A 15,884-nucleotide genomic window follows, 5' to 3' on the forward strand; every position below is an offset into this window, starting at 1 on the left:
TTGCGCCTTTCGTCGACGCGGGGTCTGACCGCTGCTCCTCTGCTCAATACCTATATGCGGTCTACCCAATCGAAAACTGCTGTATATTTAGGCGGCAGGTAAACCTAACCAGTCGGGGTTGGCGGCAGTGGCATCAAACAAATTATCGGTTTTAAATGGTTCGTATTTTCCTTTGGCTGCAACTTCTGCCGTACGAGCTAGTAGTGCTGAGACTTCTTCGCTACTCAAGGGCTTAAAAGTATCGGCAGCCTCGATCGCCTGGTCGAGTATTTCCATACTATCGATACCTGTAATTACTACAGAAGTAGGTAAATTTAGCGCGTAATGCAGACATTCAATCGGCTTTACTACCTTGCTTTTGAGAATATGACCATCTGCCATTGATTTCATTCCCAATACTCCTATTCCTTGTTCGACCAGTACGGGCAAAACCTGATGCTCGAAACTGCGAAAGTGAGCATCCATAACATTTAAAGGCATCTGTACTGTATCAAACTGAAAATTATGCTGTTTGGCAATTTCTAGCATTCGCAGATGAACCAGCGGATCTTTATGTCCTGTAAAACCGATGTAACGGGTTTTACCAGCTTGTTTGGCTTCTAAAAAAGCGGCGATCGCTCCATCTGCGGCAAAAAAGCGATCGGGATCTTCGAGGCGAATTACTTCGTGAAACTGCAATAGATCGACGCGATCGGTTTGCAGACGTGCGAGAGATTCATCAATCTGCTTGGCAGCAAGTTCTTTGGTGCGACCGTCAATTTTAGTCATCAGAAAAACATTGTTGCGATAGCCATCCTGCAATGCTTTACCCATCCGAAGCTCGCTAACGCCGTCATTGTAGTCCCAGCAGTTATCCATAAAAGTGATACCGCGATCGATCGCACTACGAATAATGCGAATGCTTTCTTGTTCTTCATCTTGATGCCCGACGTGAAAGCCACCAAGACCAATGGCAGAGACTCTTTCTTGTGTATTTCCTAGCGTTCTATATAACATTTCTGATTTTAATTTAACCTAAACTAGCATTGCTAAAGTTGCACCCGACATAGTTGCAACTAAAATTTGCATCATCGACTACAACTGCCATATCGCACCCTTCACTACTTTATGTTTGATATTTGTCGTGACGAGGAGACATTATCAAAATAGATCTGCTAGTTTCTCAATTACATCTATCAAATGATTTAGAGTCAATTGCCACAGTTAGATAACTATTTACTTATAGTTATCGTGTTCGTTAAGTATTCTTTCGACTCTGGCTTCTTCTACTTTGTGAGTTAGTTTTTCAGCTTCGTATAAATCTCTTTGGGTTTTAGTCAAGCTAATAGTAGAACCGATGGTAAATACTAGTCCCATACCCATATAACCTTTAACCCAGCCATTTACGGGTAAATAAATTATTCCGATCGCCGTAGCTGAAATAGATATCATAAACGATAGCCAAGTTTGAATTACCCACGCCGAACTATGTTCTTGCGTTCTTTTTTTTGCCATAATTAAAATTCTTATTATTTAACAGTTATCGCAATTTTATAAAAGTAACTCATCATAAAATATTATGAAGTGACACTTAATAGAGCTAACCAAACATATTACAGCAGAGCAAACAAACTATTAGAAACAATCGACTGGATAAATCAAACTAGCTAAACTAAAATTGTTTATCAAACATAAATTTAATTCATAAACTTTTCCTAAAGATATTTTTGTAAAAAGAAACCTGAAATGAAGTTTTATGGCAAGCAAACGCTCTCAGCCTTATCAACCACTGTTACTACGCATACTTCACGGTATAACCAGCTTGTTTGCAATCGCGGCGATCGTTACTGCTTTTTGGACTTATGATATTTATGATGGACGATGGGGCAGAATATATTTACCTAAATACACAGAGATTGAAGGTATTCATGGAACATTTGGATTATGGACATTACTAATTTTTCCTTTGTTTGTTTTTTATGCTTTTAATCGGGGTCAGCATAGATTAATTGATTCAAATTCTTTAGTAAAACTGGCTGAATTTGGCAAACCTATTTGGTGGTACACTCTGCATCGTTTAGTCAATACTGTTAGTATTTTGGCATTAACCTTAGCTGTTTTTTCAGGGAAAATGATGAATGAAAAATGGCTGCCAGAAGGAGAATTAAATCATGTTTGGTACTATGTTCATTTAGTGGGTTGGCTAATCTTAGTAATTTGTATTGCGATTCATTTATTGATGAACATCAAGGTTGGGGGTGTTTCTTTGATTTTGTCGATGTTTAATTGGCGATTTCGTAGCGAAGATAGTCCTAAATTATGGCGCAGGAATTTTTCTATCTGGCGCGATCGCTTTGGAATGTCAACGGTAAAACAATGGCTACAATCTAGATCGCTGCTAAAAATTATTGAAATTTTTGTCTTGGTTGCAATTATTTTGGCTTGGATAGTTTCTCTGCTTAAAGAGTTATTGTTTTAAAATCTTGAAATTAATTTTGCCTTTGTTATTACATTAGTCGTTCGATTGAGCAATAATAACTACAATTATTATAAAAACACATGACCAAGACCAAAGTTAACTGGCAGGCGATCGCCTCAGAACTAGAGGGAATAGAAACAACAGATAATCGCGATCGCTTGACCAAACTATCTTTAGATTACTATCACTTCAGCCCTATTTTGTTCGAGCAGTTGCAAGACAAACGAGGAGACTTGGCGGTTTTTCCTACTACCGAAGCCGAAGTAGTTCGAGTCGCTAAAATCTGTGTCAAACATCGAGTTTCCCTGACGGTTAGAGGTGCGGGAACGGGTAACTATGGTCAGTGTATTCCCCTTAAAGGTGGCGTAATACTTGACGTTAGCAAAATGAATCGTGTTGTTTGGTTGCAGCCTGGGATAGCTTGCGTTCAGCCTGGAGTAAAAATGGCGGCTTTCGACAAACAAGCCAGAGCCATTGGTTGGGAGTTGCGGATGGCACCTTCTACCTATCGCACTGCAACTATTGGCGGCTTTATCGGTGGCGGTAGTGTGGGAATGGGTTCGATTAACTACGGACAAATAAGCGATCGCGGAAATTTGCGACGGGTGCGTTTGGTGACGCTGGAAGATGAGCCGAAAGTTATGGAACTAGAAGGTGATGAAGTTAAAAAAGTGCTTCATGCTTACGGTACTACAGGAATTATTACCGAACTAAAAATTCCTCTCGCTCCTGCATATCCTTGGCAAGAAGTTATTGTAGTCTTTGATGAGTTTATGAGCGCTGCTAAATTCGGTCAAGCTCTTAGCGATAGTAGCGGAATAGTTAAAAAACTAGTTAGTATTCACGCTGCACCCATAACTGCTTACTTTACTTCGCTACAGGACTATCTGCCTCAAGGCAAGCACTGTGTTTTGTTAATGGTGTCGGAATACGACTATGCACCTTTTACAGATTTGGTTAGAGAATATGATGGAGAAATTACTTACAGTAAGACTGCTGCCGAAGCCAGCAAGAGTACCAGCTTACTTGAATATACCTGGAATCATACCACGCTTTTAGCTCGCAAAGTAGATCCCAACCTAACCTATCTGCAAACTTTCTATTTCACCTTGGAAAGAGTGGAAAAAGCCTATGCCAAAGCTGGTGATGAAGTTATGCTGCATTTAGAGTTTTTACAGGCGGGAGGTAAAGCTGTTCCTGCTGCCTTGCAGTTAATTCGCTACACCACTGAAGATAGACTCAATGAAATTATTCGCGATCGCGAGGCAGATGGGGCATTTATTGCCAATCCTCATGTGTACACTATTGAAGACGGCGGCAACAAGCAAATCGATCTCGAAAAGGTTGCCTTTAAGCAAAAAGTCGATCCCTACGGTTTGTTAAACCCTGGCAAAATGCGCGGCTATGCGATCGAGCAAAAATCAAAAGTCAAAAGTTAAAAGCGGCGAGAAGCGTATCGGAGGTTTTCTCATCAGCCGCTGGAGTTAGCGAGGCTCGCTAAGACGTTAAAAGTTAAAACTAAAATACTTAATTTATAAAGCTTCTAGACGTTCGGCAAAGCTCAGTCGAGCTGTAGTTTGGGGTGTCTTAATTCTTCTATACACTACTGTATAATGGCGTTACAGCCTCTTTTTCCCACATACAAGATGACTGCTTCAACCACACAAAGCCTATATTCTTTTGAAGAATATCTCAGCTATGAAGAAGATCCCGACAACCGTTACGAATTGGTAGACGGCAAGCTTATATTAATGAACCCTCCGACTTTTCGCCACATTTTAATTGCCAAATTTATCGAACGAGAACTAGACAGAGAAATAAATCGGCTTCAGCTACCCTGGTTATCTATTCGAGAAGGAGGAATTAGAACTGGCTGGCGTAAATCTCGGATTGCAGATGTGTATGTGGTAGAGAAAGAGCGAGTTTTAAATTCCCTAGATAAATCGGGAGTGTGTGAAATTCCACCGTTACTAGTAGTGGAAGTAGTTAGTCCCGACTCTGTAAAAAGAGACTATCGTTTCAAAAGATCGGAATATGCAGCCTTGGGCATCAACGAATACTGGATTGTCGATCCTACTTCACAACAGGTTACGCTTTTAGTATTGGATGAAGGATTATATGAGGAGACTGTGTTTGCGGAAACAGAAACCATAGTTTCCTCTACTTTCACCAAACTCCAACTAACTCCCAAGCAAATTTTTACAGCCGAAGATATTTAGAGCGATCGCTAAATCGCTGATTGAGTATTTATTTCTAACGTTTATGGTATTAAAGAAATGCAACTTAAGCCTTACTATCGCAATTTTTATGCTCGTTTTTCTTTCGGGATGCTATGGAAAGAATTGTCTGAGTAAACAGACTACCAAACCAAGTCATCTGTAGCGGTTGCTTGAAACTAAAAAATGTCCAGGTTGTTACTTGGGCGATGCCGATCTAAGTGATGCCGAGCTAGCAGGTGCTGATTTGTCGGGAGCTATGCTAGTCAAAGCCCATTTAGATGATGCTAACTTGCAACAAGCTAATTTAAGCAGTGCAGAACAGAATTGGGAAGATGTAAATTATGGTGCTGGAATGAATGGTTACGCTTGAGTCTATACTGTAATGGCATGGGCTTTTTAATAGCAACTTTAGACAATTGCTGTTACGATTATTCCATATTTTTAAGAGTTTCTTCGCGAATAACTTCAAATACTTGACGATTAAGTAGAGTAAATTCTGGTGTCATAGTGTCATCGATATGACGCGGGCGTTTGAAATCTACCAGAATATCTTCTTTGAGATGTCCTGGATTTACGCCTAAAATTAAAATGCGATCGCCTAGAAAAACTGCCTCTTCAATATCGTGAGTCACAAAAATAACGGTAGTTCTCAACTCGCTCCAAATTTCCATCAACAGTTCCTGCATCATATGTCGCGTTTGGGCATCTAGCGCGCCAAAAGGTTCGTCCATCAATAAAACCGAAGGAGAATTAACTAAAGCTCTAATAATACTGGCTCGTTGCTTCATTCCTCCCGAAAGTTGGTGGGGATAAGCATGACGATGTTTGTACAACCCGACTCGATTGAGATATTCATCAACCAACTCGCGTCGCTGTTTTTTGGCAACACCTTTTATCCGCAAGCCAAATTCAACATTTTGTGCGGTAGTTTTCCAAGGAAGCAAGGAATACTGCTGAAAGACAAAACCGCGATCTGCTCCTGGTTTGGTTACAGTTTGCTTGTCTACAAAAATATAGCCCGTAGTAGGACTTATAAATCCCGCGATCGCATTGAGCAAAGTTGACTTGCCACAACCAGAAGGACCTAACAAACAAACAAACGAACCTGGTTCGACATGAAAATTGAGATTATCTAATACTTTAATAGTATGACGGCGCGCGCCAAATGAAACCGATAAGCCTTCTACTTCGACAAATCCTTTGGTCAATTGTGCCGTGGTTGGCGTTTGTACTGCGATATCATGCATGAGTTTGTTCCTAATTTCTCAACGACCTTGTTTATTAATCTGTCTCCAGGGCATTAATGCGGCGGTTAAACGGCTTACTGCCCAAGAACTAAAAGCACCCATCAATCCAATTAACAGCATTCCCATGACGATTGGTGGATAGTTAGAGGTGACATAAGATTCCCAGGTTATATAGCCCACGCCATAACGTCCTGCCAGAATTTCTGCCGTTACCAAACAGAACCAGGCATTACCCATCCCGATTACTAAACCACTGGCAATGCTGGGCAATGCTCCAGGAATGATGATGTCTAAAAAAGTGTGTCGGGGTTTTGCCCCCAAGCATTGACCGACTCGAATTAATACTGTGTCGTTAAGGGTGCTTTCTACTCCTTTAATGGTGCTAATTAGAACGGGAAAAAAGCCGCCTATAAAAGTGATAAATATCATTCCAGCTTCGGCTGTGGGAAACATTAAAATAGCCAGAGGAATCCAAGCCACTGCGGGAATTGGTCGCAATAATTCCAATGGCGGCGATAAAAAATCGTCAGCTTTTTGAAACGCACCGATAAAGATTCCCAGAATAATCCCCAAACAAGAAGCGATCGCATAACCGATTAGCACCCTAGCAATACTGGAGCGAAAATGTACCCAGGGATCGCTGGTAAAAAATTCCCAGGTAGCTGCGACTACCTCTAGTGGTGAAGGTAAAAAGTCAAAGTTAATGATGAAATTAAACTTTATCTGGCATAAAAGCTGCCAAACTCCAAAAAAGATAACTAAAGATAAAATACGCCGCACTAGTTTATGAGAGCTACTGCCTTCAAACAGTCGGGCGATTAGCTGACGAAAACTGTGAATTAGAGGAGTTCTGGTAAATTTAGTCGAGCTAGCCATCGAATAGCCTTTGAATTGTGGTTAATAGCAGATAGCAAAACGTTACAGCAAAAATCGATCGGGTAAAGAGTAGATTATTCGCTGCTAGCCGTGCCGACTAATGCGGGTGCAGTTTTGCTAGCTAGATTTTGTTGTAACTCTTTAAATGCCGTAACTTGTCCGCCAGAGGAAGCTGCAAACTGCTCGGCATCTTGTTCCAGCAAGAAAGCCGAAATTTCCTTGCCATCGTTGACATAGTAAGAATTTTCGGCAAATAGCTTCCAACCTTTATCGCGATCGTGTACGAACATGACATCGGCTGCTTTACCTTCTTCCTGTAGTTGCCCTAGCATTTTCATCATGTTGCCAATTGAAGCAAAATTGGTCACGGTTGGTTCGTCTTGAATCCACAACTGAGCTGCCATTGTAGGATCTTTTATTGGTTCTTCCGTTAGAGCATCTTTGCCAGTAATCTGGTAGCTTTCGGCTGTTTTAATTACCTGCTGATAATCGAGTTCCATTTCCTTCATTGCGGTTTTTAAATAACTTTCGTCAACCCATTCTGGTACTTTTTCTGGCTCGACTTTTCCTTCTACTTTTCCTAATTCGGACAAAGTAGTAATACTGTTTTCGAGTGCGTCTACATGAACCTGGCGAATTGTTGGATCGAGAGGCTGTAAGCCAGAAGGACCGAGAAACATATAAACTACTTCTTTTTCAATTCCCGACCACTCCTCTATTTTTGCTGAGATCTCTTCGGGTTTGGCTCTAAAGGTTTGGTTGGCTTCTAATACAGCTTCGAGATAAGCAACTACTATTTCTGGATATTTTTTAGCAAAGTCCGATCGCACGACAATACCATGTAAAGTCGGTACGCCCGTTTGCGCTCCATCATAGATTTTTTTGGCAAAACCTCGGAAGGGAAACAGTTCGCCAAAAGGTACGAAGTCAGCATGAGCATCGATTTGACCCGTACGCAGGCTCGTGCCGCCTACTTCGGGAGCTTGTGAAATTAACTGAACATCCTTATCGGGATCGACTCCATTATCTTTCAAAGCTTTTAAAACCATGCCGTGAGCCGCAGAACCAAAAGGAACGGAAACCGATTTGCCTTTAAGCTGCGCTAGAGAAGTTACTTCGCTATCTTTGGGAACGACTACCGCATTACCCGCACCATTTGGACTGTAGGCTAGAGTACCGATATAGGTAGATTTGACATCGCCTCCTTCTTGGCGAAACTTAACTAAATTAATTGCGGCAGGAAAGTCTCCCATCAGACCAATATCGATTTGATCCGCCAGCATTTTGTTGGTAATAGGTGGTCCAGATGTATAGCTAGACCACTGAATGTCGTACTTGACATTGGCATATTTACCAGTATTAGGTAAATGCTTTTCTAACAGTTCTAATTCTCTTACTGTAGCCCCACCTACCGCAGTATTTATTACCTGATCCTGCGTACCAATAGAAATCCGAATTGTTTCTTTATTACCAGAGCTAGTAGAGGCATCCGCTGTTTCTGATTCTGATGTAGAAGACTCTGCTGAAGGACTATTACCTGCACATCCATTAGCTAACATTGTGATGCCGAAAAATAGAAAAGTAATAACTACTGTGTTTTTCCAAGAACGATATTTTAAAGCAATCATAAATCTATATTTCCAGTATTTAAATATCTTTAATTGAGATAATTAAATGACGAGCGATCGCGTTTTTTTGTAAAAATGACTACACCGAAGAGAGGCGATCGATAAATATTTTGATTGGTACGATATATTTTTTTTATACTTAACTTAAAATATTTATTTAATTAAGAAATGCTTGTTTTGCAGCTAAAATCAATACAAAAATATAAAACTTAACTCTATTTTCAATAGATATATTTAGCTTAATCAAATAAATAAATTATCTAGCTGTTATTCAATTTGTAAGATGCGATCGCCTATTGGTTATGGGAGTCAATCCAGGACATATTAAAGAAGATATTAATATTTCGCTTCCTCGTCCCTGCCATATCGATGACACTATGACCCCATAGTTCATGCAAATTAATCGTCAAGCTTTGGCAACTATCCGTGAAGAAACTTTAAAAAGTATCGAATTAAGTTAGATTATTTAAAAACTTTACCAACAATTAAATAATCTAATATAGAGCGATCGCCACAGAGTGCTAGAACTTTAATGTCATTACTTGTTGATACTCGCATCAAACGGTAGTGTCACTAACATTTTTCAAAATTAATAGCTTTTAGCATCAGAAAAATAATATTAAATTAAATAAGCGATCGAACAAGATTGAGTTTGCTTTTTAAGTAATTCATTTGTATTTTACACATTCCTCGTTCAAAAAATTCTTCGATAAAATTTAGGAGCTAAATTTATGGTCGGTACAGTCAGCAAGCAGACAAAAATTGTTCGTGGAGCTTGTCCTCACGATTGTCCCGATACTTGTTCGATGCTAGTAACAGTTAAAGACGATCGAGCCATTAGGGTAGAAGGCAACCCAGACCATCCATTTACACGGGGAACATTGTGCGGCAAAGTAAGTGACTATCTCGACCGCGTTTATAGCGAAAAGCGAGTGCTGTATCCCATGCGACGAGTAGGGGCAAAGGGAAGTGGTGAGTTTGAACGGATCGGTTGGGATGAAGCTTTAGATGAAATAACCAGTCGTTTCCAACAAATAATTACTGAATATGGGACAGAAGCAATTATGCCCTGTAGTTACTTAGGTCATGAAGGTTTACTCAATGGGTTGACCGTTGGGGATGCCTTTTTCAACCGTTTGGGAGCAACCGTCACCGAGCGTACTATGTGCATTTCCTGTACCAGCACTGCATACCTAATGACCTATGGTCCCACTCACGGAACCGATCCAGATACCTTCCGTCACTCCAAATATATCGTTCTTTGGGGCTGTAATGCTCTTAGCACCAACGTTCACCTCTGGCCCTTTATCCAAGAGGCGCGTAAGAATGGAGCCAAGTTAGTCTCAATCGATCCAGTAAGAACTCGAACAGCCAAGCAATCGGATTTGCATCTTCCTATACGACCTGGTACAGATGGAGCTTTGGCACTGGGAATGATACACGTTATTATTAACGAAAATTTGACCGATGACGATTACATCGAACAGTATACTGTTGGTTTTGCCGAACTCAAGCAGCGCGTCCAAGACTATCCTCCAGAAAAGGTTGCTAGTATTACAGGGCTTGCCGTTAGCGATCTTGTTACGCTTGCTAGAGAATTTGCTACAACACAACCATCTGTAGTAAGGATTGGTGTTGCTCTAGAGAAACAGGCTGGAGGAGGGCAAGGAATTCGCGCTATTAGTTGTCTGCCAGCCTTAGTTGGTTCCTGGCGACATTTAGGAGGTGGAATGTTGCAAGCACCTATGTGGCCCTTTCCCATACGCTGGGATGTGGTTCATCGCCCTCATTTTATTAAACCTGGAACGCGAGTACTCAATCAGTGGCAATTGGGTCGTATTTTGAACGCAGAAATTCCTCTCGATCCACCAGTCAAAGCATTGTTCGTTTACAACTGTAATCCCGTAACTCAAGCCGCAGAACAAAATAAAATTGTTGCAGGTCTTGCCCGCGACGATTTGTTTACCGTAGTCAGCGAGCAGTTCTTTACGGATACAGCAGATTATGCCGATATAGTCTTACCAGCTACCACTCAAGTAGAAAATTTGGATTTAATGTTTTCTTGGGGTCATACTTATGTGACTTTAAATGATGCCGCTATTCAACCATTGGGAGAAGCCATACCCAACACAGAGCTATTTCGACGTTTGGCAGAACACATGGGTTTTGAAGAAGAATGTTTCAAACTTAGTGACGAACAGCTAGTGATGGAAGTACTGGACTGGTCATCTCCCGTTATGGAAGGCATCGATTTAGAGTTGTTAAAATCCCAAGGCTTTGCCAAATTAAAAATCGAGCCAGTTCCTCATGCTGAAGGGAATTTTCCCACTCCTTCGGGTAAATGCGAATTCTTATCTAGCATGGAAGTAGATAGCAACTTTGTTCTGCCTGCTTTTCGCCAGGGGTTTGAAGAATACCAACCAGGCGAACCTGTCGATCCTCTGCCAACTTACACGCCGCAGCGAGAATCTTCACAAAGCAATCCCGATTTAGCTAGTCGCTATCCCCTTAGCTTGATGTCTGCCAAACCCCATCAGTTTATAAATTCTTGCTTTGCTAACCTGCCCAAACACGCTAAGCTTCAGGGCGAACCACAAGTAATAATTCATCCCAACGATGCTGGCAAACGCAATATTGCTGAAGGACAAATGGTCAAAGTTTACAATGACAGAGGAGCTTTTCAAGTACCTGCAACCCTTAATGATATGACACGGGAAGGAGTAGTAGTGGCACCACTAGGATACTGGCGCAAGATTAGCCATGCAAACAATACGGTCAATGCAGCAACTTCTGCAATGTTTACGGACATGGGGCATACCGCAGCAGTTGGTGATTCTCTAGTGGAAGTAGAAGCTGTAGATTGATAACTTAGCCAGGAATTTGTGGTTTAACCGAACGAGATGCGATTGCTCATTTTCAAAATTATGAGATAAGTTAACGAAAAATAAACTACTAATGACGGGAATGGAATCTATTCCAGAAGCAGAGTCGCTGCTCTATAGTAGAGCAAATTCCTATCGTGGGAATAGATGAAGTTTTCGATTTATATCCATTCAGAGATTGTGGTAGTTTTTAAAAAGAACAAACCTTTAAAGGCGATCGCGATCCTAAGCTTCAACAGCTATTTTAAAAGTTTGACTCAAAGCAACGGCAATATGACTGAAAGTTCTAGCAGCAATAGAATCTGGCTGACTTAGTGCAATTGGTTTTCCTGCATCTCCACCACTACAGATACAAGGATCGAGAGGAATTTGTCCGAGTAATGGTGCTGATAATTCCTCAGCAATTTGTTCGCCGCCACCGCTACCAAAAATCGGCGTGCGTTTCCCCGTCGCATCTTCTAGATAACTCATATTCTCAACGATACCCAACACGGGAACGCCTACCTGACGAAACATATAAACTCCCCTACGCACGTCAGATAGAGCTACTTTTTGGGGAGTCGTTACCATCACTACACCGCAGATGGGACTTTCTTGCACGATGGTAATTTGAGCATCTCCCGTACCTGGAGGTAGATCGATAAGCAGATAGTCTAATTCGCCCCATTCGACATCGTTAAGAAACTGAGTAATAAGTTTGTGCAGTACGGGACCTCGCCAAGCTAAAGGGCGTTCTGGTTCGACGAGCGAGCCTACAGAAATTACTTTAATTCCATGAGCTTCTAAGGGAATAAATTTTTGTCCGTGTGGAGTATCAATCGCCCGAACCCCTGAGTGTTTTAAACCCAGCATTTGCGGGATATTGGGACCGTAGACATCGGCATCGAGTAAGCCAACTTTAGCCCCAGACTGGCTTAGTGCCATTGCTAAATTAACTGAGGTGGTAGATTTGCCTACCCCTCCTTTGCCACTAGAAATTGCTAGGGTAATTCTCACCCCAGGAATAGAACAAACCTCGATATAGGCTTTTTTACACCAATCTAGCGGAGATAAGGCAGCCTGTACTTTATCTTTGAGATCGAATTGATGAGAACCTACATATAGTTTGAGGTAAATATAATCTTCTACCACTTTTAGATTGCGTACCATGCCCAAACTCACCAGATCGTTATTGAGATTGGGTTCGATAATTTGCTTGAGTAGTTGAATGGTTTGTTGTTCGTGGTTGTTAGTCATACGGGTAGGGGCGATTCGCGAATCGCCCGTACAATAATAATTGATGAAAATTAATTAATGGCGGTTGGTTGTTGGCAAATTTTGTCGATCGCCCGTTGTGAAAAGATCCGCACGTCAGCATCGGGGTCGTCTAAAGTTTGCTGGAGAGCATTTAAAACATCGGTGTTACCGATATTGCCCAGCGCGATCGCCGCATCGCGACGAATATCAGAGTATTCGTCGGTAAGACATTTGATTAAAGCGGGGATAACGCTTTCGTCGGCAACTATTTGCAGGGTTCGAGCCGCAAACTTACGTACTTGCCAGTGTTCGTCTGTCAGGGCTTTGCCTAAAGATGAGATCGAACTAGTATCTTGGTGTAGAGCTAGAGATTGAGCAGCCCTACCGCGTACTTGCCAGTCGGGATCTTGAGTTAAAGCTTGACAAAGTAATTCAACTACTGACTCATCTTTTAGATGTCCTAAAGTCAAAGTGGCTTCCCGACGCACCTTTGGGGCTCTATCGTTCATCAAAGCTAGAGCGGGTGGACAGGTTTCTACCTGATTGAGGTAGCGTAGGGTAGTTATAGCTGCTTCCCGTAGTTCCTCTCTCGACGATTCAAAAAACGGTACTACATAAGGTAGTGCGTGCGCGTCGTGTATCTTTCGCAGCAAAATTAGTACATTAAGCTGTGTATAAAAGTTGTCTTCTTGAACCGCATCTAGAAGCATCATCAGATCTGCTGGGGCAATCAATTCTTTTAATGCCGATAATGTTTCCTTTCTAACTTCTTCATCAGGCGATCGCAAACAGATCATCAATGGTTTGATGGCGATGGGATTGTTAAGTTCCCAAATGCTTATGATAGCAAGCTTCTGGACAGACGTATTTTCATCTTCTAAAGCCTGAATTAAAGGCATAATTGCCTCTTCATCTCCAATGTGTTGCAAGGTTTTGACTGCTACTAAGCGGTCTTCTACTTCTGAAGACTGAAGCATTTCCACCCATGGTTTCAATTCTTCATTTATATCATCGTACATGAAAATAATCCTAATTTTTAAATAATCAAAAAGCGAGCTTTTACCTTAATAAAAAAGGAATTTGTACCGTAATTGCATTGGTCGGACATTCTTTTTCACAAGGCAAACAAAACCAGCACTCGTCATATTTCATATAAGCTTTGCCCGTTTCTGGATTTTTTGCCAAAACATCTAAAGGACAAACCTCAATACAGGCACGGCATTTTTCCAAACATTTAGATTCATCTACGATTACGGGAACATCAGCGCGCTGAGTAGTTAAAGCCATAATTTTGTTAGTAGTTGGTGGTTAACGGGTAGGGTGGGCAAATCTCAATCTAAAACTTGACTAATTCATAATCAGGTAGGTTTGCCCACCTTACTAAGATGTTGTTTGGTTGGGAATGGATATTTTGAAATGGATATTTTAAGTGTGGTGGGCAAATCGCCATCAAAATTCTATTAATTAACGACAATTGTGGTTTGCCCACCCTACGGTTAATTTTTCTAAGCTGTAGTTACCTTTACGTCGTAGACTTCTTTCTCTAAATTGACATCGACAATATATGGTTCGACGGGACGCTTAAAGAGAGTCATGCTGTCAGCTTCTTTTTTGAGATTGACGTGACAAAACCACTCATCATTATTTTTCTCTGGATAATCGATGCGGTAATGATAGAGTCCCCAACGGCTTTCTCTACGATACAAAGAAGCTCTAGCTGCCATTTCCGCACAGTCGCGAATAAAGTGAACTTCCATACAGCGCATGAGTTCGTGGGGATCTCTAGCTCCCATGATGTCTAAACTGTCGTAGTAGTTGACAAATTTATTTAAGCCAATCTCCATTTTGTGGGGATTTTTTGGTGGTTGTAAATAGTCATTAACGATGCGGCGGAGTTTGTATTCAACCTGGGTGTGGGGAACACCATCGGGATTTTGCAGGGGTTTATAAATGCGCTCTTTTTCTGCTGCCAACCAATCGGCATTGGGTTCTAAATGTTCTACATCTGCCGCATATTCCATTGCATTAGTGCCAGCAAGACGACCGAAAACAAAAGCTCCAATCATGTAGTTATGAGGAACGGAAGCCATATCTCCCGCAGCATACAATCCTGTTACTGTAGTTTCGGCTTTTTCATTGACCCAGACTCCCGAAGCACTATGTCCGCTACACAAGCCGATTTCAGAAATGTGCATTTCTACCCCGTGAGTGCGGTAGTTTTCCCCTCGGTTTTGATGAAATCTTTCTCGACTAGGACGCTCATTTGCCCACAAGATTGTTTCAATTTCGGAGATAGTATCTTCATCTAGATGGGTCATTTTCAGTTGGATTGGACCTTTACCAGAGTGTAACTCTTTCCAAACTTCCAGCATCATTTGACCGCTCCAATAGTCGCAATTGACGAAGCGGTGCCCTTCGGCATTAGCCGTGTATGCTCCAAAAGGACTGGCAACGTAGGCACAAGCAGGACCATTGTAATCTTTGATCAAGGGATTGATTTGAAAGCATTCAATGTTGGTTAATTCTGCGCCTGCATGATACGCCATTGAATAGCCGTCGCCTGCATTAGTGGGGTTTTCATAAGTGCCGTACAGATAGCCCGATTCTGGTAGTCCCAATCTGCCGCAAGCTCCCGTACTGAGAACCACTGCTTTTGCTTGAATAACTACAAAATCGCCATTGCGAACATCAAAACCCACTGCGCCAATGGCTCTGCCTTCTTTGACCATAACGCGAGTTGCCATTACTCGATTGGTCACTTTGGCTTTGTGCCGTTTGACCTGACGGGTGAGAATCTTTTTGAGGTCTTTGCCTTCTGGCATCGGCAACACGTATTTACCAACTCGATGAACCTGTTTGAGATCGTAGTTACCATAGGTGTCTTTTTGAAATTTAACACCCCAACTATCTAATTCCTTAATGACTTCGTAGCCTAAGTTTCCCGTTTGATAGACGGCTTTTTGATTGAGGATGCCATCGTTGGCAATGGTAATTTCGCGGACGTATTGTTCGGCAGTAGAATTACCTGGAATCACGGCAGTATTAACTCCGTCCATGCCCATGGCGATCGCACCACTACGTCGAATATTGGCTTTTTCTAAAATTAGTACTTCGGCTTCGGGGTTGGCTTGTTTGGCTTTAATCGCTGCCATTGTCCCTGCCGTACCTCCGCCGATTATCAGAACGTCTGTCTTGAGATGCTGGGTGTTCGTCATGTACTGTTCTCCGTTTGAAAGTGAGGTTTGATAAAGACAAATAGAGTAAAGATGCAAAAAGCCCGACCAAACAAAATTAAGTTATATTTTGCTAGAGATTTTTGTTATTTGCCAATATGAAAC

Annotated in this window: 14 protein-coding genes; 5 read left to right on the forward strand and 9 right to left on the reverse strand. The window is 41.7% G+C overall.

Annotation, left to right across the window (positions count from 1 at the left end; translation table 11 throughout):
- Positions 1-87: 87 nt before the first annotated feature.
- Entirely contained in the window at positions 88-996 is a 909-nt protein-coding gene (locus tag KV40_RS07810; RefSeq protein WP_036479647.1) for an aldo/keto reductase, read from the reverse strand.
- 219 nt (positions 997-1,215) lie between these two features.
- Positions 1,216-1,494 carry a YiaA/YiaB family inner membrane protein gene (locus tag KV40_RS07815; RefSeq protein WP_036479649.1) on the reverse strand — a complete coding sequence of 93 codons (279 nt, stop codon included), beginning with the start codon at positions 1,492-1,494 and terminating at the stop codon, positions 1,216-1,218.
- Between the two features lie 241 nt (positions 1,495-1,735).
- Here KV40_RS07815 and KV40_RS07820 point away from each other — a divergent pair, with 241 nt between their 5' ends.
- The 4 genes from KV40_RS07820 to KV40_RS07835 all read left to right on the forward strand — a co-directional run bounded on the left by KV40_RS07820 (position 1,736) and on the right by KV40_RS07835 (position 5,047).
- Positions 1,736-2,458, forward strand: coding sequence for a cytochrome b/b6 domain-containing protein (locus tag KV40_RS07820; protein ID WP_036479651.1), 723 nt, complete (start codon positions 1,736-1,738; stop codon positions 2,456-2,458).
- 80 nt (positions 2,459-2,538) lie between these two features.
- The gene (locus KV40_RS07825) at positions 2,539-3,897 is read left to right on the forward strand and encodes an FAD-binding oxidoreductase (protein WP_036479653.1); all 1,359 of its coding nucleotides are present in this window, start codon (positions 2,539-2,541) and stop codon (positions 3,895-3,897) included.
- 207 nt (positions 3,898-4,104) lie between these two features.
- On the forward strand, positions 4,105-4,677 hold the full coding sequence (locus KV40_RS07830; RefSeq protein WP_036479656.1) for a Uma2 family endonuclease: 573 nt from the start codon (positions 4,105-4,107) through the stop codon (positions 4,675-4,677).
- 166 nt (positions 4,678-4,843) lie between these two features.
- Positions 4,844-5,047, forward strand: coding sequence for a pentapeptide repeat-containing protein (locus KV40_RS07835; RefSeq protein ID WP_052055463.1), 204 nt, complete (start codon positions 4,844-4,846; stop codon positions 5,045-5,047).
- A 58-nt stretch (positions 5,048-5,105) separates the two neighbouring features.
- Here KV40_RS07835 and KV40_RS07840 read toward each other — a convergent pair whose 3' ends face one another.
- The 3 genes from KV40_RS07840 to KV40_RS07850 form a co-directional block, all read right to left on the reverse strand.
- Positions 5,106-5,924 (reverse strand): ABC transporter ATP-binding protein, encoded by an 819-nt coding sequence (locus KV40_RS07840; protein WP_036479658.1) that lies wholly within the window; start codon positions 5,922-5,924, stop codon positions 5,106-5,108.
- A gap of 18 nt (positions 5,925-5,942) precedes the next feature.
- Positions 5,943-6,800 (reverse strand): ABC transporter permease, encoded by an 858-nt coding sequence (locus KV40_RS07845; protein ID WP_036479660.1) that lies wholly within the window; start codon positions 6,798-6,800, stop codon positions 5,943-5,945.
- 74 nt (positions 6,801-6,874) lie between these two features.
- The gene (locus tag KV40_RS07850; protein ID WP_216595561.1) at positions 6,875-8,428 is read right to left on the reverse strand and encodes an ABC transporter substrate-binding protein; all 1,554 of its coding nucleotides are present in this window, start codon (positions 8,426-8,428) and stop codon (positions 6,875-6,877) included.
- A gap of 731 nt (positions 8,429-9,159) precedes the next feature.
- On the opposite strand from KV40_RS07850, the gene KV40_RS07855 reads away from it, so the two are divergent.
- The gene (locus tag KV40_RS07855; RefSeq protein ID WP_036479662.1) at positions 9,160-11,292 is read left to right on the forward strand and encodes a molybdopterin-dependent oxidoreductase; all 2,133 of its coding nucleotides are present in this window, start codon (positions 9,160-9,162) and stop codon (positions 11,290-11,292) included.
- Between the two features lie 243 nt (positions 11,293-11,535).
- Here KV40_RS07855 and KV40_RS07860 read toward each other — a convergent pair whose 3' ends face one another.
- The 4 genes from KV40_RS07860 to KV40_RS07875 all read right to left on the reverse strand — a co-directional run bounded on the left by KV40_RS07860 (position 11,536) and on the right by KV40_RS07875 (position 15,761).
- Positions 11,536-12,546 (reverse strand): Mrp/NBP35 family ATP-binding protein, encoded by a 1,011-nt coding sequence (locus KV40_RS07860; RefSeq protein ID WP_036479664.1) that lies wholly within the window; start codon positions 12,544-12,546, stop codon positions 11,536-11,538.
- Positions 12,547-12,596: 50 nt separating this feature from the next.
- Positions 12,597-13,565: a HEAT repeat domain-containing protein gene (locus tag KV40_RS07865; RefSeq protein WP_036479666.1), complete on the reverse strand. Its 969-nt coding sequence runs from the start codon at positions 13,563-13,565 to the stop codon at positions 12,597-12,599.
- A 40-nt stretch (positions 13,566-13,605) separates the two neighbouring features.
- Positions 13,606-13,833, reverse strand: coding sequence for a ferredoxin family protein (locus KV40_RS07870; protein WP_036479668.1), 228 nt, complete (start codon positions 13,831-13,833; stop codon positions 13,606-13,608).
- A gap of 218 nt (positions 13,834-14,051) precedes the next feature.
- Positions 14,052-15,761 carry a fumarate reductase/succinate dehydrogenase flavoprotein subunit gene (locus tag KV40_RS07875; protein ID WP_036479671.1) on the reverse strand — a complete coding sequence of 570 codons (1,710 nt, stop codon included), beginning with the start codon at positions 15,759-15,761 and terminating at the stop codon, positions 14,052-14,054.
- Positions 15,762-15,884 lie beyond the last annotated feature (123 nt).

Source organism: Myxosarcina sp. GI1 (genome assembly GCF_000756305.1).
In the GTDB taxonomy this organism is placed as follows: domain Bacteria; phylum Cyanobacteriota; class Cyanobacteriia; order Cyanobacteriales; family Xenococcaceae; genus Myxosarcina.

Bases quoted from the DNA above. Each gene is read 5' to 3' on its own strand.
- KV40_RS07840 (WP_036479658.1), bottom strand. From the start codon at position 5,924: ATGCATGATATCGCAGTACAAACGCCAACCACGGCACAATTGACCAAA.
- KV40_RS07865 (WP_036479666.1), bottom strand. From the start codon at position 13,565: ATGTACGATGATATAAATGAAGAATTGAAACCATGGGTGGAAATGCTT.
- KV40_RS07860 (WP_036479664.1), bottom strand. From the start codon at position 12,546: ATGACTAACAACCACGAACAACAAACCATTCAACTACTCAAGCAAATT.
- KV40_RS07845 (WP_036479660.1), bottom strand. From the start codon at position 6,800: ATGGCTAGCTCGACTAAATTTACCAGAACTCCTCTAATTCACAGTTTT.
- KV40_RS07825 (WP_036479653.1), top strand. From the start codon at position 2,539: ATGACCAAGACCAAAGTTAACTGGCAGGCGATCGCCTCAGAACTAGAG.
- KV40_RS07855 (WP_036479662.1), top strand. From the start codon at position 9,160: ATGGTCGGTACAGTCAGCAAGCAGACAAAAATTGTTCGTGGAGCTTGT.
- KV40_RS07830 (WP_036479656.1), top strand. From the start codon at position 4,105: ATGACTGCTTCAACCACACAAAGCCTATATTCTTTTGAAGAATATCTC.
- KV40_RS07850 (WP_216595561.1), bottom strand. From the start codon at position 8,428: ATGATTGCTTTAAAATATCGTTCTTGGAAAAACACAGTAGTTATTACT.
- KV40_RS07875 (WP_036479671.1), bottom strand. From the start codon at position 15,761: ATGACGAACACCCAGCATCTCAAGACAGACGTTCTGATAATCGGCGGA.
- KV40_RS07815 (WP_036479649.1), bottom strand. From the start codon at position 1,494: ATGGCAAAAAAAAGAACGCAAGAACATAGTTCGGCGTGGGTAATTCAA.
- KV40_RS07820 (WP_036479651.1), top strand. From the start codon at position 1,736: ATGGCAAGCAAACGCTCTCAGCCTTATCAACCACTGTTACTACGCATA.
- KV40_RS07870 (WP_036479668.1), bottom strand. From the start codon at position 13,833: ATGGCTTTAACTACTCAGCGCGCTGATGTTCCCGTAATCGTAGATGAA.
- KV40_RS07810 (WP_036479647.1), bottom strand. From the start codon at position 996: ATGTTATATAGAACGCTAGGAAATACACAAGAAAGAGTCTCTGCCATT.